This is a genomic window from Empedobacter sp. UBA5528, from assembly GCF_002426075.1.
Taxonomy (GTDB): Bacteria; Bacteroidota; Bacteroidia; order Flavobacteriales; family Weeksellaceae; genus Empedobacter; species Empedobacter falsenii_B.
Window position 1 is genome coordinate 35,720 of record NZ_DINY01000035.1, and the last position, 15,682, is coordinate 51,401.

Annotated in this window: 14 protein-coding genes; 4 read left to right on the forward strand and 10 right to left on the reverse strand. The window is 32.0% G+C overall.

The genetic code is table 11. The features are described 5' to 3' along the window. Positions 1-12: 12 nt before the first annotated feature. The 4 genes from B4L98_RS08190 to B4L98_RS08205 are packed head-to-tail and all read right to left on the reverse strand — an operon-like array spanning position 13 to position 4,416. Positions 13-1,065 (reverse strand): alkaline phosphatase family protein, encoded by a 1,053-nt coding sequence (locus B4L98_RS08190; protein ID WP_219034089.1) that lies wholly within the window; start codon positions 1,063-1,065, stop codon positions 13-15. Positions 1,066-1,122: 57 nt separating this feature from the next. Next, positions 1,123-2,127, reverse strand: coding sequence for a glycosyltransferase family 9 protein (locus tag B4L98_RS08195; protein ID WP_219034136.1), 1,005 nt, complete (start codon positions 2,125-2,127; stop codon positions 1,123-1,125). Continuing rightward, positions 2,108-3,958, reverse strand: a complete 1,851-nt coding sequence (locus B4L98_RS08200) for a monovalent cation:proton antiporter-2 (CPA2) family protein (RefSeq protein ID WP_219034090.1) — start codon at positions 3,956-3,958, stop codon at positions 2,108-2,110. Before B4L98_RS08200 ends, B4L98_RS08195 begins: the two co-directional genes overlap by 20 nt. A 29-nt stretch (positions 3,959-3,987) precedes the next feature. Then, positions 3,988-4,416 carry a SufE family protein gene (locus B4L98_RS08205; RefSeq protein WP_219034091.1) on the reverse strand — a complete coding sequence of 143 codons (429 nt, stop codon included), beginning with the start codon at positions 4,414-4,416 and terminating at the stop codon, positions 3,988-3,990. A 111-nt stretch (positions 4,417-4,527) separates the two neighbouring features. Here B4L98_RS08205 and B4L98_RS08210 point away from each other — a divergent pair, with 111 nt between their 5' ends. The 4 genes from B4L98_RS08210 (at position 4,528) to B4L98_RS08225 (ending at position 8,807) form a co-directional block, all read left to right on the forward strand. After that, positions 4,528-5,400 (forward strand): diacylglycerol/lipid kinase family protein, encoded by an 873-nt coding sequence (locus tag B4L98_RS08210; protein WP_286495672.1) that lies wholly within the window; start codon positions 4,528-4,530, stop codon positions 5,398-5,400. 155 nt (positions 5,401-5,555) lie between these two features. Continuing rightward, entirely contained in the window at positions 5,556-6,509 is a 954-nt protein-coding gene (locus B4L98_RS08215; RefSeq protein WP_291077972.1) for a 2-hydroxyacid dehydrogenase, read from the forward strand. Positions 6,510-6,847: 338 nt separating this feature from the next. Then, entirely contained in the window at positions 6,848-7,561 is a 714-nt protein-coding gene (locus tag B4L98_RS08220; RefSeq protein ID WP_291077974.1) for a pirin family protein, read from the forward strand. 154 nt (positions 7,562-7,715) lie between these two features. After that, a complete protein-coding gene (locus B4L98_RS08225) occupies positions 7,716-8,807 on the forward strand; it encodes a hypothetical protein (RefSeq protein WP_291077976.1) in 1,092 nt (363 codons plus the stop codon). Positions 8,808-8,878: 71 nt separating this feature from the next. On the opposite strand, the gene B4L98_RS08230 is transcribed toward B4L98_RS08225, so the two are convergent. From B4L98_RS08230 to B4L98_RS08255, 6 genes are all read right to left on the reverse strand, one after another. After that, the gene (locus B4L98_RS08230) at positions 8,879-9,580 is read right to left on the reverse strand and encodes an OmpA family protein (protein WP_291066137.1); all 702 of its coding nucleotides are present in this window, start codon (positions 9,578-9,580) and stop codon (positions 8,879-8,881) included. A gap of 26 nt (positions 9,581-9,606) precedes the next feature. Beyond that, the gene (locus B4L98_RS08235) at positions 9,607-10,122 is read right to left on the reverse strand and encodes a lipocalin family protein (RefSeq protein ID WP_114998594.1); all 516 of its coding nucleotides are present in this window, start codon (positions 10,120-10,122) and stop codon (positions 9,607-9,609) included. Positions 10,123-10,248: 126 nt separating this feature from the next. Further along, positions 10,249-11,142, reverse strand: a complete 894-nt coding sequence (locus B4L98_RS08240) for a class I SAM-dependent methyltransferase (RefSeq protein ID WP_286478544.1) — start codon at positions 11,140-11,142, stop codon at positions 10,249-10,251. Between the two features lies 1 nt (position 11,143). Continuing rightward, on the reverse strand, positions 11,144-13,015 hold the full coding sequence (gene mnmG / locus B4L98_RS08245) for a tRNA uridine-5-carboxymethylaminomethyl(34) synthesis enzyme MnmG (protein WP_291077978.1): 1,872 nt from the start codon (positions 13,013-13,015) through the stop codon (positions 11,144-11,146). Positions 13,016-13,069: 54 nt separating this feature from the next. After that, positions 13,070-13,495: an rRNA maturation RNase YbeY gene (gene ybeY, locus B4L98_RS08250; RefSeq protein ID WP_221854019.1), complete on the reverse strand. Its 426-nt coding sequence runs from the start codon at positions 13,493-13,495 to the stop codon at positions 13,070-13,072. 4 nt (positions 13,496-13,499) lie between these two features. Beyond that, entirely contained in the window at positions 13,500-15,665 is a 2,166-nt protein-coding gene (locus B4L98_RS08255; RefSeq protein ID WP_291077980.1) for a patatin-like phospholipase family protein, read from the reverse strand. Positions 15,666-15,682: the final 17 nt, after the last annotated feature.

The following is a 15,682-nucleotide window of genomic DNA, read 5'->3' on the forward strand; positions in this document are numbered from 1 at the left end:
AGCAGACAAATCTTACTTCAATAACGACTTCCCAGAATCCTTATAATTCCATGTTTTTACTTTCATCAAATCAGCAATTGTAGAGGCAATTTGATTGAGATAAGTTTGTTTCTGTTTGAATTTTTTAGGATTAATCCCATTTCCAATCATCAAAATAAAACCTTCGTCTGATCCAGGAATTTCATCATAATGTTCTGGCCATTGTCTTCCATTTCCACGTCCGTGATCAGTTGTTACAATAATAGTTGTTTGATCTTTATAGAATGGATCGCTTTGTACATAATTCCATAATTCCTCAATCATTCTATCATTGCGATTTATTGAAGTAATATATTGATCGTAATCTTCATCATGTCCGTAATCATCAGCTTCTCCATAACCAATAAAAAGTAATTTTGGCTTTTGATTTTTCATCGCTTCTAACGCAAATTCGTGCGTAAAAATATCAAATCTAGTTGCCCACCATTGTTTTGGTGTTTCTAATTGAAAACGTTCGATAAGCAATTCTCGTTCAGATTTGTTTTGATTAAAACTATCTTGATATCCAGCATTTACAAACAATTTAGAACGTTCTTGATTGAAAATATTTGTATACATTCTCCAGCTTCCAAAAGCCATTACCTTATTGTTTAAATTCTTTTGTTGATTTGCAATTTCAAAAACTGAAACATTAGGATTCGGAATATCTTTGTTATTTTTAATTCGCTCATCATCAGCTTTTCCTGTAATAATTTCGTTGTATCCAGGATAAGACCATAATCTTTTGTTGGTCAAATTAACAAAGTTTTGTTCATCACGATTTCCTAAAATAACTCCTTTGTCTTTAATCGTTTTCCACGTAAATGGCATCAATAATTCGCGACGTTTTATAGAATCTTCTGTCCAATATTTTTCATTAGTTTGAACAATAAGTGAGTTGTATTTTTTATCATTTAAAATTGATTTTTCAACTCCTCGGAAAACTTCTTTCCAACGAACACCATCCAGCGTAACCAAAATAACTTTCGGTTCTTGAGCAAATAAAAAATTTGAGAATAAGGCAAGAATAAGAAATGTATACTTCATGTGATTATAATTTCTTATAAAAATAGGAAAAGCATCGATATGATGCTTTTAAAAGTATTATTTTTCTAATTTATCGACGATTTGTTCATAAATATCTTCGGCACTCAAATTTTGAAAATAATCATAATTTTGAAACTTTTTTGGATCTTTTCCAAAGATAGAAGTTGGACGAATTTTCATCGTTTCGTCTTGTATCACATCATTCATAGATTGACCATAACCTAAAAATCCAGCAAATGGATGCGTTCCACCCCAAATAGAAATTGTGCGTGTTCCCATCAACGAAGCTAAATGCATGTTTGCGCTATCCATAGAAATCATTACTTCTAATTTAGCAATTGCTTGTAATTCTTCTTCAAAAGAGATTGTTCCAGCTAAAGATTTGATGTTAGGATTAAAACTTTCCCACGTTTTTAATTCATCAATTTCAATTTTTCCACCGCCAAATAAATAAATTTTGTACCCATTTTCAGCTAATTTCTTCGCAACGATTTTCATCTTTTCGATGGGATACATTTTACTTGTAAAGGCTGCAAAAGGCGCAATTCCAATTGATTTAGATTCTTTAATCGATTTTGGTTCGATTTTATGCTTTAAATTGACGTTAAAACTAAATTGACGCAAAACATCAGCATAGCGCTCAGTTGTTAATTTTAATTGCTTAAAAACGCGATTTTTTTGATTGACTAAAGCTTTTTTCTCCTCACGACCTTTATCTAAAGTAGCCGTTTCTGTTCCGTTAAGTTTGAATAGAGTTGTAATGACTTTTGATCGGATTACGTTGTGAAAATCAGCTACATAATCAAAATTATATTGTTTTAATTCTTTGTATAATTTGAACAAGCTAAAAAAGCTTTTGTAGTCTTTGTTCAAATCAACCGAAATAAATTTGATTTGAGGAAATTGCTTGAAAATATTTCCCATAAAAGGGCGCGAAGCAACATAAACTTCGATGTTAGGATTTTGTTCAATAAACTCTTGTAAAACAGGAGCAATCATTGTAACATCACCCAAAGCAGAAAAACGTAAAACTAATAGTTTTTTATGATTCGTTTTCTCCATTATTCCTATTGTTAATTTCTTTTGCAACCATTTTCATTTGCTTTTCAAATTCTTGCTTAGATGCTTCAAAATATTGATCAGAATTTTCGGCATGTTTTGCAATTTTACGCAACGATTTTCGGTCACTTTTTATGAAAATTTCTCCAATTTTAGACGCTTCTTCAGGTGAAAAACCATATTTTATAAGGATTTGTCTACCAACGTAAACAGATGAGAAAAAGTTTTCTCGATAAACTTCGTCTATACCATCTTTCAAATAATTATACGCATAACTACGATTTTTTGCACGAACAATAATTTCTAAATTCGGAAAGTTTTTACGAACAATATAAACTAATTTTTGATTAATTTCTGGCGGATCCAAAGCAGCTACAAAATATTTTGCATGTTCAGCACCAGCCGATTTTAGTAAGTTAACATTTGTTGCATCGCCATAAAAAACATTAAAACCCTGCTTGCGCATTTTCTCTACACGCTCACTATCATTATCCAAAACAATCGATTTTATTCCAGTGCTTTTCAAGACACGACTAATTGTGTTTCCAAAATCACCAAAACCAGCAATAATTATTTCACCTTCTGCTGAATGTGGATTTATTTTATCGTTTTCAATGATTGTTTTTACTTTTGTTTTTACACCAAAATATTTTAGAATTAATTTTTCATTTAAGACTAAAAGTAATGGTGTTATTACCATTGTTATCGCAGTTGTAGCTAACATCAAATCGTACCATTCTTTATTTAGAATATCTAAATTTCGAGTCAATGATAAGATAACGAAAGCAAATTCTCCGACTTGTGATAAAAGCAAAATGAACAACCATTTTTGATCAAAATCAAATTTATGTTTGATTCCAATAAACCATAAAACCAATGATTTTATTAACATTATTCCAAATGTTAATCCAAGAATCATAAAAGGTTTATCTGCAATTAATTTGAAGTTAATCGTTGATCCAACAGCAATAAAAAAGATTCCTAATAATAATGATTTGAATGGCTCAATGTCACTTTCTAATTGATGTTTATATTCGTTATTCGCCAAAACAACACCAGCAATAAATGCTCCCAAGGCAGGAGAAATTCCAACTTTTTGCATCAAAATTGAAACTCCAATGACTAAAAGTAGGGCAGAAGCGGTGTAAATTTCTCGAACTTGTAATTGTCCAACATACTTGAAATAAGGTGTAATAATGTATTTTGCAATCACATAAATAAATGTAATTGCACCAAGAATAACCAAGGTTTTCATGAACGCTGGTCCACCAACTAACAAACTTTTAGAATCATCTCCAATGGACTGAATCAAGGAATCTCCAACTAAAAGTGGAATAATTGCTAAGATTGGAATTACCATAATATCTTGAAACAACAAAACTGAAAAAGTTGATTTACCTATGTTTGTTTTGGTCAATCCTTTTTCGCTAAGTGTTTGCATAATAATGGCTGTTGAAGACATGGTTATTGCAAAAGCTATAGAAAGAGCCAAAGAAAAATCCATTTTCAAGGCAAATATTCCGACTAAAGTTGCAATAATTATTGTTCCCAAAACTTGCATTCCACCAAGGTTGATGATTTTATTTTTCATCTTCCAGAATTCCTTTGGATCAAGTTCTAATCCGACCAAAAAAAGCATCATAACTACACCAAATTCTGTGGCGTGCATAATGTCTGTACCGTCATTGCCAACAAATTTCAGCAGATAAGGTCCAATTAAAACTCCGGCAATTAAATATCCCAAAACCGAACCCATTCCTAATTTTTTGGAAATAGGAACGCAGATTACAGCGGAAAATAGAAAAATAAATGCTTGGCCTAAAAAGTCGTTCATTATTTTATAAGGTTGATTAGATGATGTGTCTAACTATTATTTTGTTTTGATTGAAATGCAATCGCATAAAATTTGAATTGTTTTATCATCGCTAATAATCCATTTGCACGAGTTGGTGATAAAAATTCTGATAAACCAATTTCGTTGATAAAATCTGTATCCGATTCTAAAATATCTTTTGGCGTTTGATGATTATACATTCTCACCAATAGTGCGGCAATTCCTTTTGGTAAAATAGCATTAGAATCAGCTTTAAATTCGATTGTATTACCATCCAATTCTGCATCTAACCAAACAGAAGATTGACAACCTTTTATGATTTTATCATCTGTTTTTGCTTCTTCTGGTAAATTATTTAAGCTTTTTCCTAACTCGATCAAATATTCGTAGCGTTGTTCCCAATCATCAAAAAATGAGAATTCGTCTACTATTTCGTTTTGAATTTCTTTAATTTTCATATGACAAAGTTAGAAAGTTTTTGATAGTTTTTCCTCAAAAAAAGACGTTAAATAGCTTGATTCTTTTAGATTTCTTATTTTTGTGTTTTGATAAATTTCAATTCCCAAAAAATGAAGTACACTTTCATTGTTAATCCTAATTCAGGAAACGCAAAACACGATATTTCGCTCGATTTTTTACAATCAAAATTTGATTCTTCAGACGAAATCGTTTTGAAAGAAACAGCTTATCAATTTCATGCAAAAGAATTGGTGAAGGAGGCGATTGCAGAAAATTCGGATGTTATTGTTGCATGCGGTGGTGATGGGACAATCAATGAAGTGGCGAGTGCTTTGGTGAAAAAAAATATTCCGTTAGGAATAATTTCTGCTGGATCTGGAAATGGTTTGGCAACAAATCTTAATATTCCGAAAGATGCTAACAAAGCGATTGAAATTATCAAATCAAATGCAGTTCATACGATTGATGTTGGCAGAGTAGAGGACAAGTATTTTTTTAGCAATTTAGGTTTTGGGATTGATGCAGAAGTTATAAAAACATATGAAGAAAATCAAAAGCGTACGATTACTGGATATTTTGATGCATCTGTGAAAACGTTGTTGAATTATAAATCGAAATTGTTTCGTCTTTATATAGATGATGTAATTATTGAGAAAAATTTTTATTATCTATTCTGCTCTAATTCTAACATTGCTGGTTATGGAATCTCTTTTACACCGAAAGCTGATTTGTCTGATGGTGAATTGGATTTATTGATGATAGAAGATTTGGATGTTTTCGAGCAATTTTATTTTTCTGTACTGGTTTTAGCCAAAAAGATTGATTTGTTGGACAAAGCAAAGTATCGAAAAGTGAAAAAGTTCAAGATTGAAAGTTTAGATAACAATCCTATTACGTATCAGCTTGATGGAGAGATTCATAATACCGATTCACTTCAAGTAAAAGTTAAGGTCATACCAAATGCTTTAAAAATCATTTTTTAAACTTCAATTATTATTTAATTAGCAATATAAATTATACAGTTTCAATAAATTAAAATATTATTAACGTAGTTATAAACGATTTGTTTGTAACCAATTTTATCTTCAATTTTATAATAATACTTGCATTCGTTGTAACTTTGATTAAAATTTTTGCAATGAATACGCCTTATAAAATTTTAGCAATTGATTCTAATCACGAATGTCTAAATAATGGACTTCGTGAAGCAGGGTTTATTGTTGATGAAGATTACACTTCACCCAAAGAAATCATCGAACAAAAGATCAATGAATATGATGGAATGATTGTAAGGAGTAGATTTCCAATTGATAAAGATTTTTTAGCAAAAGCAACGAATTTAAAGTTTATTGGTAGAGTAGGGGCAGGCTTGGAGAATATTGACGAAGAGTTTGCAGCTGATCATAACATTGTTTTATTCAATTCTCCCGAAGGAAACCGAGATTCTGTTGGTGAACATGCGATTGGTATTTTGTTGATGTTGATGCATCATTTGCGCAGAGCTGATAACGAAGTTCGTAATGGAATTTGGAAACGTGAAGAAAATCGTGGTGATGAATTGAAGGGAAAAACGGTTGGAATTATTGGTTATGGAAATATGGGAAATGCTTTTGCGAGACGTTTGCAGGGTTTTGAAGTTAATGTGATTTGTTATGATATTTTGCCAAATAAAGGAAATGAATTTGCGAAGCAAGTTTCGTTAGAAGAAATTTTTGAACAAGCTGATGTTGTAAGTTTACATACGCCGCAAACACCAGAAACGATGCAAATGATTAATGCAGAATTTATTTCTAACTTTAAAAAAACATTTTATTTTGTGAATACAGCGCGTGGTAAATCTGTTGTGACAAAAGATTTGGTTGAAGCAATGAAAACAGGAAAAATTTTAGGAGTAGCTTTAGATGTTTTAGAATTTGAAAAATCGAGTTTTGAGAAATTAGTTGCATCTGATTTACCAGAAGAATTTCAGTATTTAATCCAAGCGGATAATGTTGTTTTGGCGCCACATATTGCAGGTTGGACGCATCAAAGTAAAGTGAAATTAGCAGAGTTTATTCGTGATAAAATAATTGATTGGAAGAATAATCAGTAATGATTAATTGATATAAACTAAAAAGGTTCCGAAACTTCGGAACCTTTTTTCATTTTGTAAGTTTTTTGTAAACTTTATACAAAATAACTGCTACTATAATAACAAGAACGATTTGGAGTAGAATCCAAAGTATAACATTAAATGTTGATTCGCCTGAAATTGATAGCATATATATGTCTCATGTGTTAACTGAATGCTAAAATATAAATTATATTTAACATTTTGTTAATAATTTAAAAAAAGTTTTATTCATCTTCTAGGTGTGTTAATTGATAACTTATCACATGTCAATAGATAAGTTTTTTTTGCACCCTAAATTTGTATAAAAATAAATTACTATGAATTACCAAATATTTAAATCAGAATCAAGAGGTGGAGGAAATCATGGGTGGTTAGACTCTAAACATTCTTACAGTTTTGCAAATTATTACGATCCAGCTCGTATTCATTTTGGAGCTTTGCGTGTCGTAAATGATGATATAATTACCGGAGGAATGGGATTTGGAAAACATCCTCATGATAATATGGAGATTATTACAATTCCTACAAAAGGAGGAATTTCTCACGAAGATTCAATGGGAACTGGTTCTGTAATTGAGTTTGGGGATGTACAAGTAATGAGCGCTGGTACGGGAGTTTTTCATAGTGAAATGAATGCTTATGAAAACCAAGAAGGACATTTTTTTCAGATTTGGATTATTCCAAATAAAATGAATGTTGAGCCTCGTTATCAACAAATTTCTGTTCGTGAAGTAGCAAAAGAAAATGAATTATATCAAGTTCTTTCTCCAAATGCAGATGATCAAGGAGTTTGGATTCATCAAGATGCATGGATTTTTTTAGGAAATTATACAGAAGATAAACAAGAAACATACAAAGTACAAAAAGAAGGAAATGGTGTTTTCTTTATGGTTGTGGAAGGAGAAGTTGAATTTGATGGAAACAAATTAGGACGAAGAGATGTCATCGAGATTAAAGATACAAACGAGTTTTCGTTTAATGTAGCAAAAGATTCTCGCTTGATGTTAATCGAAGTTCCTATGGATATTTAGAATTTTTTTCAAGTTTTAGTTGTTTTATATATAGAGCAGATTTCAGAAATGGAATTTGCTTTTTTTTTGTTAAAAAAATACCATTATCAACACAAGTATTTAGTATATTTACTGCTTATAAAACTTTAACTCAAAACGTATTAATCTATACTATATGAAACGTTTATTCATCATTGCTTCTTTCGCTTTAATGATTATCAGTTGTAAAAATGATAACATTGAAATTGATTCTACATCTGCGCAAACTTTTAGTGAAACGGTAGACAAAATTTCGAAGGCTTTGCCTGTTATGCAACAAGATAAATTTAAGGAAGCTTTACAGATTATTTTCGAGTATAACACAAGTCAATCAATGGATAATGAATCGCGTTGGGGAATTGTGCGTACGTTGTTAGATGGTAAAACAGTAGATGAGGTTTTTGATATTGCTGAAAAAGTCGCGTTACAAAATAAATTTACATGGAATAGAAATCAAGTTCCTTTGGTGAATGGAATTCCAAAATCAGGTGCAATTGAAACTGTAGAAACGCCTGCTGAACCGACTTCTAATGTACAACGTTTCGATTTTAGTTTAAAACAAGATGATAGTGGAATCTCAATTTCTCCTTTTTTCTACAATGCGCAAGGAGAGGAAATTCAGTTGGATAAAGCTGTAACGGCAACGATAGAAGTGTTTAATTCAGGTAGTATTGTGTACACATTTCGTTCTACAATTGATCCAAATTCTATGGATGATTTGTACAGAAAAAATACAATTAATATTAAATATTCGTCATTAGATGCTTCTAAAATTAAGAGTGATCGATTAGATATTTTGGTTCGAATTCCGAATTCTGAACGATATTTAACGAATCGTAAAGCGGTAAAAGTTCCGTTGAATTTAGTTGGTGCTGCTGAGGTTGTAGATTCTCTTTTGGATGAAAGTACGCCTGCACATGTAAGTAAAGAAGCTGGAATGGTAAAATCTCTTTCGAATCGTTTTATGACAAATTTATCAAAGAAAAATTATTCTGGTGCTTTTGCGTTGACAAGAAGTGGCGAATGGAATACTTTCCAAAAATTTTCTTCTGATGAATCAATTAAGAATTTAGAGCAAGCAACAATTAATGATGCAAAAGTTTTGGATGCGGATGAAAAAGTAGCTTTGGTAGAAGTGCAAGCGAACTTAAAAGATCAATCATCTAAGACGTATCAAGTGACTTTAGAAAAGATCAATAATAAATGGTTTGTGGTTAATTTTAAATAATTCTCAAACTTATTAAACATAAAAAAAGCGTTCAGATTCTGAACGCTTTTCTTGTTTTATATTGAAATGAATTATTGTCCGTTAGCTTCTTTAGCAGCGTCCGCTTTCATTTTTTCGTTTGCAGTAATCGCAATTTCTACACGACGGTTTTGAGCACGTCCTTCTGCAGTTGTATTATCAGCAATTGGCTCTTCTAAACCTTTTCCTTTCGATGTTAAACGAGAAGAAGCAATACCTTTAGAAACTAAATAATCTTTTACAGATTGTGCACGTTTTTGAGATAATGGTAAATTATAACCTTGAGATCCTACGTTATCAGTGTGCCCAACGATTAATAAATCTGTATCAGGATATTCGTTGAAAACTTCTACTAATTTATCTAAGTTAGATTTAGCAACAGCAGTTAAAGAAGCTTTGTTGTAATCAAAAGTAACTTTAGAGTTTTCATCTAAAATTAAGTTAATCCCTTCTTCCGTTCTTACAACTTCTGCACCTGGTAAAACTTGCTCAATTTTTTGCGCTTGTTTATCCATATTGTTACCAATAACACCACCAGCAGCACCACCTACAGCAGCACCAATTACGGCACCTAAAGCAGTGTTACCACCTTTACCGATATTATTACCTAAGATTCCTCCAATAACACCACCAGCAACAGCACCAATACCAGCACCTTTTTGTGTATTATTTGCATTTTGTACAGCTGTACAAGAAGACATAATAAATGAACCTCCTAATACAATTGCGGCTATTTTAGTATTTATTTTTTTCATAATTTCTAAGTTTTTTAAATTGTTGATTAACGTACGAAGTTATAAATCACTTGAGCAATTTTTCCGTTTGCATTGATATCTTGTACCAATTTCATCGAATTTGCATCAACATAATCTACACGCATTTTATATCCTGCTGTATTTTGTTTCGCTTTGATTCCTGTAACATCTTTGAAGATGAAATAAGTTGTAGAACCATCTTGTTGTAAATCCCAAATAATGTTAGCCGTTCCTGAAGGACAATCTCCACCTGCATTGTTGAAAGTGTATGTTCCTTTTTTGTTGTTTTGAACTAAGTTCCAAGTAGAACCTTCATAACATTCTGGATTTGCTGTGTCAAAAACTTTCGCAACTGCATCAGTAACTTTTACATTACCTTGTACCTCGTTTGTTGTTAAACCTTGGTAGTCTACATTTGTCAAAGTCCATGCACCTCTTACTTCTTTACCTGTTTGTATTTCTTGTTTTGCAACGGTTGTAGATGCACAAGAAGTTAAAAATGCTGAAGCGCATATCCCAAATAATAAAATACTTTTTTTCATAGCTATTTATTTTATCTATTATTAATCTTAAAAAACGGCTTTTATAAATTAGATTTAATAAAGTTTTAGAAAAAAAACGATTTCTAATACGTCTGATTAGATAATCATTCTTTAAAAACGCTTATTTTAATTTTCAGCTTTAATAATATAGATTAAAGACGAATATTGACCTGTTTTTTTAGCTTGAGCATTAGACTTCAAACCAATTCTAAGCGCATTGATAAAACCTAACTTATTACCTTTATATTTTTCAGATAGTAGACTCACATAAAACGAATCTAATTTCATCGGGTGGATAGACTCAATTTTCATACCAAAGTTGCTAAATAACTTTCGCATGCTGGTTTCTGTGAAATGCCATAAATGACGAGGTACATCATAAGCCGCCCAATGTTCACCATAATATTTAGCATCATACGATTGGTGGTTCGGGACAGCTACTACTAAGATACCACTTTTTGTTAAATGTTTCTTTAGTTCTGTAATTATTTCTTTCAGATTAGGGATATGTTCTAAAACATGCCACAAGGTAATCACATCATACTTTTCTGTATTCTGTTCTAATTCTGTAGAAGTAACTTTTTCGATTCCAACTTTTGATTGAGCAATTCTTCTTGCTGAATCATTTGGTTCCATTCCCAAAACATCATAACCATTTTTTTGTAGGTGCTCTAAAAAATCTCCAACGCCACAACCATAATCTAGAATCTTTTTACCACTGCCAACTTTATTAATCAATTCTAATTTATTATTTAGATTGATTGATTTTGCCATTTGATAAAAACGTTCGAAAATTGATTTCTTTCCATCGGTATGGGAAATGTAATTTTTACTTTCGTAATACTTTCCTAAATTTTCGATAGGCTGGGGGAGAGTGTACAAAACTTCGGTTTCTGAATCTTCGTAAATCTCAAATTTTTCTCCTGTTAAAAAATAATCTTTTAAATCTAATTTCTTAATACCAGAAAATCCTTCTTTTGAAGGATTTTCTTGAGATGTTTCACGTGGAACATTTTCCATATTATCTTCCCATGTAAATTAATAATACACTTATATCTGCTGGCGATACACCACTAATTCTTGATGCTTGTGCTACCGTTGCAGGTTTTATTTTTGTTAATTTTTGACGAGCTTCTATCGACATCGAACCAAAGACATGATAATCGATGTCAGCCGGAATTTTTAGATTTTCCAAACGATGCAATTTATCTGCATTCTGTTGTTCTTTCTTAATATAACCTTTGTATTTGATCTGAATTTCTGTTTGTTCTAATTCTTCTTGATCGTATTCATTTGTTTCAATAAATTCTTTTACACGATCTAATTTCGTAAAATCAGAAAGTTTTAACTCAGGACGAGAAATAACCGAAATCATTTTGTTTGGTTGTTTCAAAGGTGTTCCTTCGCGCTCTTCAATTACATCATTTATTTCTTGTGGCTTGATGGAATTTTCTTCGAAATAATTAACAAGTTTTTCAGCTTTGTCAAATTTTTCTTCCATTCTTCTCAAACGATCTTCTGAAGCTAAACCAAGTTCAAAACTTTTTCTTGTCAAACGTTCATCCGCATTATCTTGTCTCAATAAGATACGATATTCTGCACGAGACGTAAACATACGATAAGGTTCTTCTGTACCTTTTGTAATCAAATCGTCGATTAAAACTCCTATATAAGCTTCGTTACGATTTAAGATAAATGGATCTTTTCCTTGAATTTTTAACACAGCATTTATACCCGCCATCAAACCTTGAGAAGCAGCTTCTTCATAACCTGTTGTTCCGTTAATTTGACCAGCGCAATATAAGTTATCAATTAACTTAGTTTCTAGCGTATGTTTTAACTGTGTTGGTGGAAAATAATCATATTCGATGGCGTAACCTGGACGTAACATTTTTGCATTTTCAAAACCAGGAACAGAACGTAAAGCTCTTGCTTGAATATCATCTGGCAAAGATGTTGAGAATCCATTTATGTAGAATTCCATCGTGTGCCAACCTTCCGGTTCAGCAAAAATCTGATGACGATCTTTGTCTGCAAAACGATTAATTTTATCTTCGATAGATGGACAATATCTTGGTCCTGTTGATTTGATTGTTCCGTTAAACATTGGAGAACGATCAAAACCTTCGCGCAATAGATCGTGAACTTCTTGATTCGTATAGGTAATCCAACAAGAACGTTGTTTCGTTAATTTTGGCGTATTTGTGTAAGAGAATTTTGAAGGATTTTCATCTCCAGGTTGCTCAACCATTTTTGTATAATCGATGGAACGACCATCTACACGAGGAGGAGTTCCTGTTTTCATTCGTCCAGCTTCGAAACCTAAATCAACTAATTGTTCCGTAATTCCGAAAGCAGCAGATTCACCCATACGTCCACCTCCAAATTGTTTTTCTCCGATATGAATCAAACCATTCAAGAAAGTACCATTTGTAAGAACAACAGATTTAGAACGAATTTTCATTCCCATCGCTGTAATTACTCCACAAACTTTACCATTTTCAATGATTAAATTTTTAACCATATCTTGAAAGAAATCAACATTCTCTGTTCTCTCTAAAGATAAACGCCATTCTTCTGCAAAACGCATACGGTCTGATTGCGCACGTGGTGACCACATCGCTGGACCTTTTGATTGATTCAGCATCTTGAATTGAATTGCAGTTTTGTCGGTAATAATACCAGAGTATCCGCCTAAAGCGTCAATCTCGCGAACAATTTGTCCTTTTGCAATTCCTCCCATAGCAGGATTACAAGACATTTGTCCGATTGTTTGTAAGTTCATTGTAACAAGAAGCGTTTTTGCTCCTAAATTGGCTGCTGCCGCTGTTGCTTCTGCACCTGCATGACCACCACCAACTACAATTACATCATATTCTGATTGAAATATCATTTGATTTGTAAACTTATTTTTCTTGTTAAAATAATAAATGTTCCACGTGGAACATTATTGATTTAGATAGCTACTAAACGTTTCTAAATATTGATTTTCTTTAGCAGTCATCAATTCTTTGTCATCTGGTTCTTTGTCCATATAACCAGCAAAATGTAATATTCCGTGGATAACAACACGAGCCAACTCGTTCTCAAAAGAAACACCATTTTGCTCTGCATTATCTTTGATTCGTTCGACGCTAATAAAAATATCACCCATCAATTCGTCTTCAATAGAATTATCGAAACCGATAACATCTGTGTAATAATCGTGGTCTAAATATTGTCGATTAATTTGAAGTAAGTATTCGTCATCACAGAAAATATAGTTTAAATCTTCTATTGTTTTCCCTTCATTCTTCATACTCTCTACGATCCAATCTATCCAAGTTTGAGCATCTTTTAGCTCAAAATCTGTTTCGTAAAATAATTCTATCATTGTTCTAAAACCAGTAACCTAAACTTAAATTAAATAACCCTTTTTTTGTGTAAGGCGAATAACTCCAAATAAAATTTAAAGGTCCTAATGGACTATCGTAGCCATAGGTAACGCCATACCCAAGATATTTGTAATCTGTTAAACTTAATTGCTCAAATCTATCTGTGATATTTGCAATATTCATAAATACACTTGTGTAATGATTTTTCAAAATTCGAGCTTGGATATGAGAGCCAAAAAGCAATTGATTGTCGCCAATCGCAGAGCCAAAAGGAAGCCCATAAAACTTGGTGTAATTTAAAAAATCTTGTTCAACATAACCTCCGATATAAAACTTCTGAGGCATTGTTACATTATCGTTGAAAAAGGTTCCAAAGTTAGCAGTAAATCTGTAACTTAGGAAATTATTTAACGGAAAATTTGCCTCTAAACTCGATTCTAACAAATAGTTATTTTCAAACCCAGTTACATTAGAATCAAACAAATACTTAAAGCTTCCATCAAATTTTAAACCACTACGCGCAAAATTTGCATTATTTCGATTATCTGCTTTGATATATCCATACGCTTTCCAATAATAACCTTCGGATTTTGCTGGAAATTCCTCATTAGAAGCAATAAAATTATTCGTGAAAACTTTTGTGTATTGATGCTCTAATCCAACGCCAATAGCAAATTTTTCTTTGATAGTCGATTGAATGTAGATTTGATTGATGTATTCTCTAAAGTTATAATTTACTTTTTTGTAGATATTATCCTGGCCAAAGAAGTTTCTTAGATCAATTTCTTTATCAAAATAATGTGAAAAAGAGTTGAAGCCGATACTTGGAAGATATCCATTATCAATGAAAAAATTGATGTTATATCGCGCATAATCACCAACCACAACATCAGCAGAAAGCACCGAGTTTTTGACAAATAAATTCTTTGAAGTGAAGTTTAAAAGTAATCCTGTTTTAAATAAATCATCGTAATGTAATCCAAATCGGATAGATTGTTTGGTCTTATTTTCTTGAACTTTTAACGTTAATAAATTTTCTTCATCGTTAATTTCTGAGATTTTATACGTGATATTATTGAAGTTTCCAGAAGCATATAGTTTCGAAATTCCAGCTTTTAAATCATCATATTTTATAATTTCAGGAGTACGAATTCTTAGCTTACCTTCGATATAATTTGTGTTGAAATTTTTCAATCCTTCAACCTCGATTTCTTTGACCAAAACATAATCATCAAGTTTGATTTCGTTTCGAGTTCTGTTCGAAGCATGCTGTTTTTTTGCAATTTCTTTAAGTTGATCATACACTTTTTCTGAAGCAACAAGTCCGCGATTATAAATAGAATCTACTTCATCAAAACTTGTAACTGTATATTCTTTTAGCTCCGGTTTAATCAATAAATCGACTAGTTTTTTCTGTTCATCTGTTTTTTTAACGATACTCATCGTCATAATTTGACTCAAAATATCAATAGCAGAATTTAGATCATCACGTTTTTGTAAACCATCACCCAATTCTACACCGATAATAATATCAGCACCCATATCTTTCACTTCTTTCACGGGGAAATTGTTGACAACACCGCCATCAACATATATTTTACCATCAATTGTGACAGGATCTAACATGGTTGGATAAGCGCCCGAAGCCAAAATAACGCGAGGTAAAAATCCTGAACGAAAGACTTTTTCTTCTCCAGTTTCGAGATCAGTTCCAATACAAACAAAAGGCGTTGGAAGTTTATTGAAATCATCAATATCATGAACTGGACGCAATAAATAGGTCAATAAATCAAGCGGACCTTGACCTTTTGAAATGGCATTTGGAATCGTTAATTTGAACTTATCAAAAGGTAATTCTAAGATGTATTTTTCTTTGTATGCTTTCTCGAAAAAAGGAATCTCTGCACGATCTTTATTTTGCGTAATCAATGAAGAAATATCCAATTGATGCATGATTTTCTCGAGTTCGTCAGGTGTATATCCAGCGGCATATAATCCACCGATAATCGCGCCCATACTTGTTCCTCCGATGTAATCAATTTTGATTCCCGCTTCTTCAATCTTCTTCAAAGCGCCAACATGTGCATAGCCTTTTGCGCCACCACCACTCAATACAACACCCACTTTTAGACGCGTTGAATCATTCTTTGTTTCTTGTGCAAAGGTCATGGTTGAAATAATGAAAA

What these genes read in the sequence shown, in the direction of transcription:
- B4L98_RS08190 (WP_219034089.1), bottom strand. Translation starts at nt 1,065, where the DNA reads ATGAAGTATACATTTCTTATTCTTGCCTTATTCTCAAATTTTTTATTT.
- B4L98_RS08195 (WP_219034136.1), bottom strand. Translation starts at nt 2,127, where the DNA reads ATGGAGAAAACGAATCATAAAAAACTATTAGTTTTACGTTTTTCTGCT.
- B4L98_RS08200 (WP_219034090.1), bottom strand. Translation starts at nt 3,958, where the DNA reads ATGAACGACTTTTTAGGCCAAGCATTTATTTTTCTATTTTCCGCTGTA.
- B4L98_RS08205 (WP_219034091.1), bottom strand. Translation starts at nt 4,416, where the DNA reads ATGAAAATTAAAGAAATTCAAAACGAAATAGTAGACGAATTCTCATTT.
- B4L98_RS08210 (WP_286495672.1), top strand. Translation starts at nt 4,528, where the DNA reads ATGAAGTACACTTTCATTGTTAATCCTAATTCAGGAAACGCAAAACAC.
- B4L98_RS08215 (WP_291077972.1), top strand. Translation starts at nt 5,556, where the DNA reads ATGAATACGCCTTATAAAATTTTAGCAATTGATTCTAATCACGAATGT.
- B4L98_RS08220 (WP_291077974.1), top strand. Translation starts at nt 6,848, where the DNA reads ATGAATTACCAAATATTTAAATCAGAATCAAGAGGTGGAGGAAATCAT.
- B4L98_RS08225 (WP_291077976.1), top strand. Translation starts at nt 7,716, where the DNA reads ATGAAACGTTTATTCATCATTGCTTCTTTCGCTTTAATGATTATCAGT.
- B4L98_RS08230 (WP_291066137.1), bottom strand. Translation starts at nt 9,580, where the DNA reads ATGAAAAAAATAAATACTAAAATAGCCGCAATTGTATTAGGAGGTTCA.
- B4L98_RS08235 (WP_114998594.1), bottom strand. Translation starts at nt 10,122, where the DNA reads ATGAAAAAAAGTATTTTATTATTTGGGATATGCGCTTCAGCATTTTTA.
- B4L98_RS08240 (WP_286478544.1), bottom strand. Translation starts at nt 11,142, where the DNA reads ATGGAAAATGTTCCACGTGAAACATCTCAAGAAAATCCTTCAAAAGAA.
- mnmG (WP_291077978.1), bottom strand. Translation starts at nt 13,015, where the DNA reads ATGATATTTCAATCAGAATATGATGTAATTGTAGTTGGTGGTGGTCAT.
- ybeY (WP_221854019.1), bottom strand. Translation starts at nt 13,495, where the DNA reads ATGATAGAATTATTTTACGAAACAGATTTTGAGCTAAAAGATGCTCAA.
- B4L98_RS08255 (WP_291077980.1), bottom strand. Translation starts at nt 15,665, where the DNA reads ATGACCTTTGCACAAGAAACAAAGAATGATTCAACGCGTCTAAAAGTG.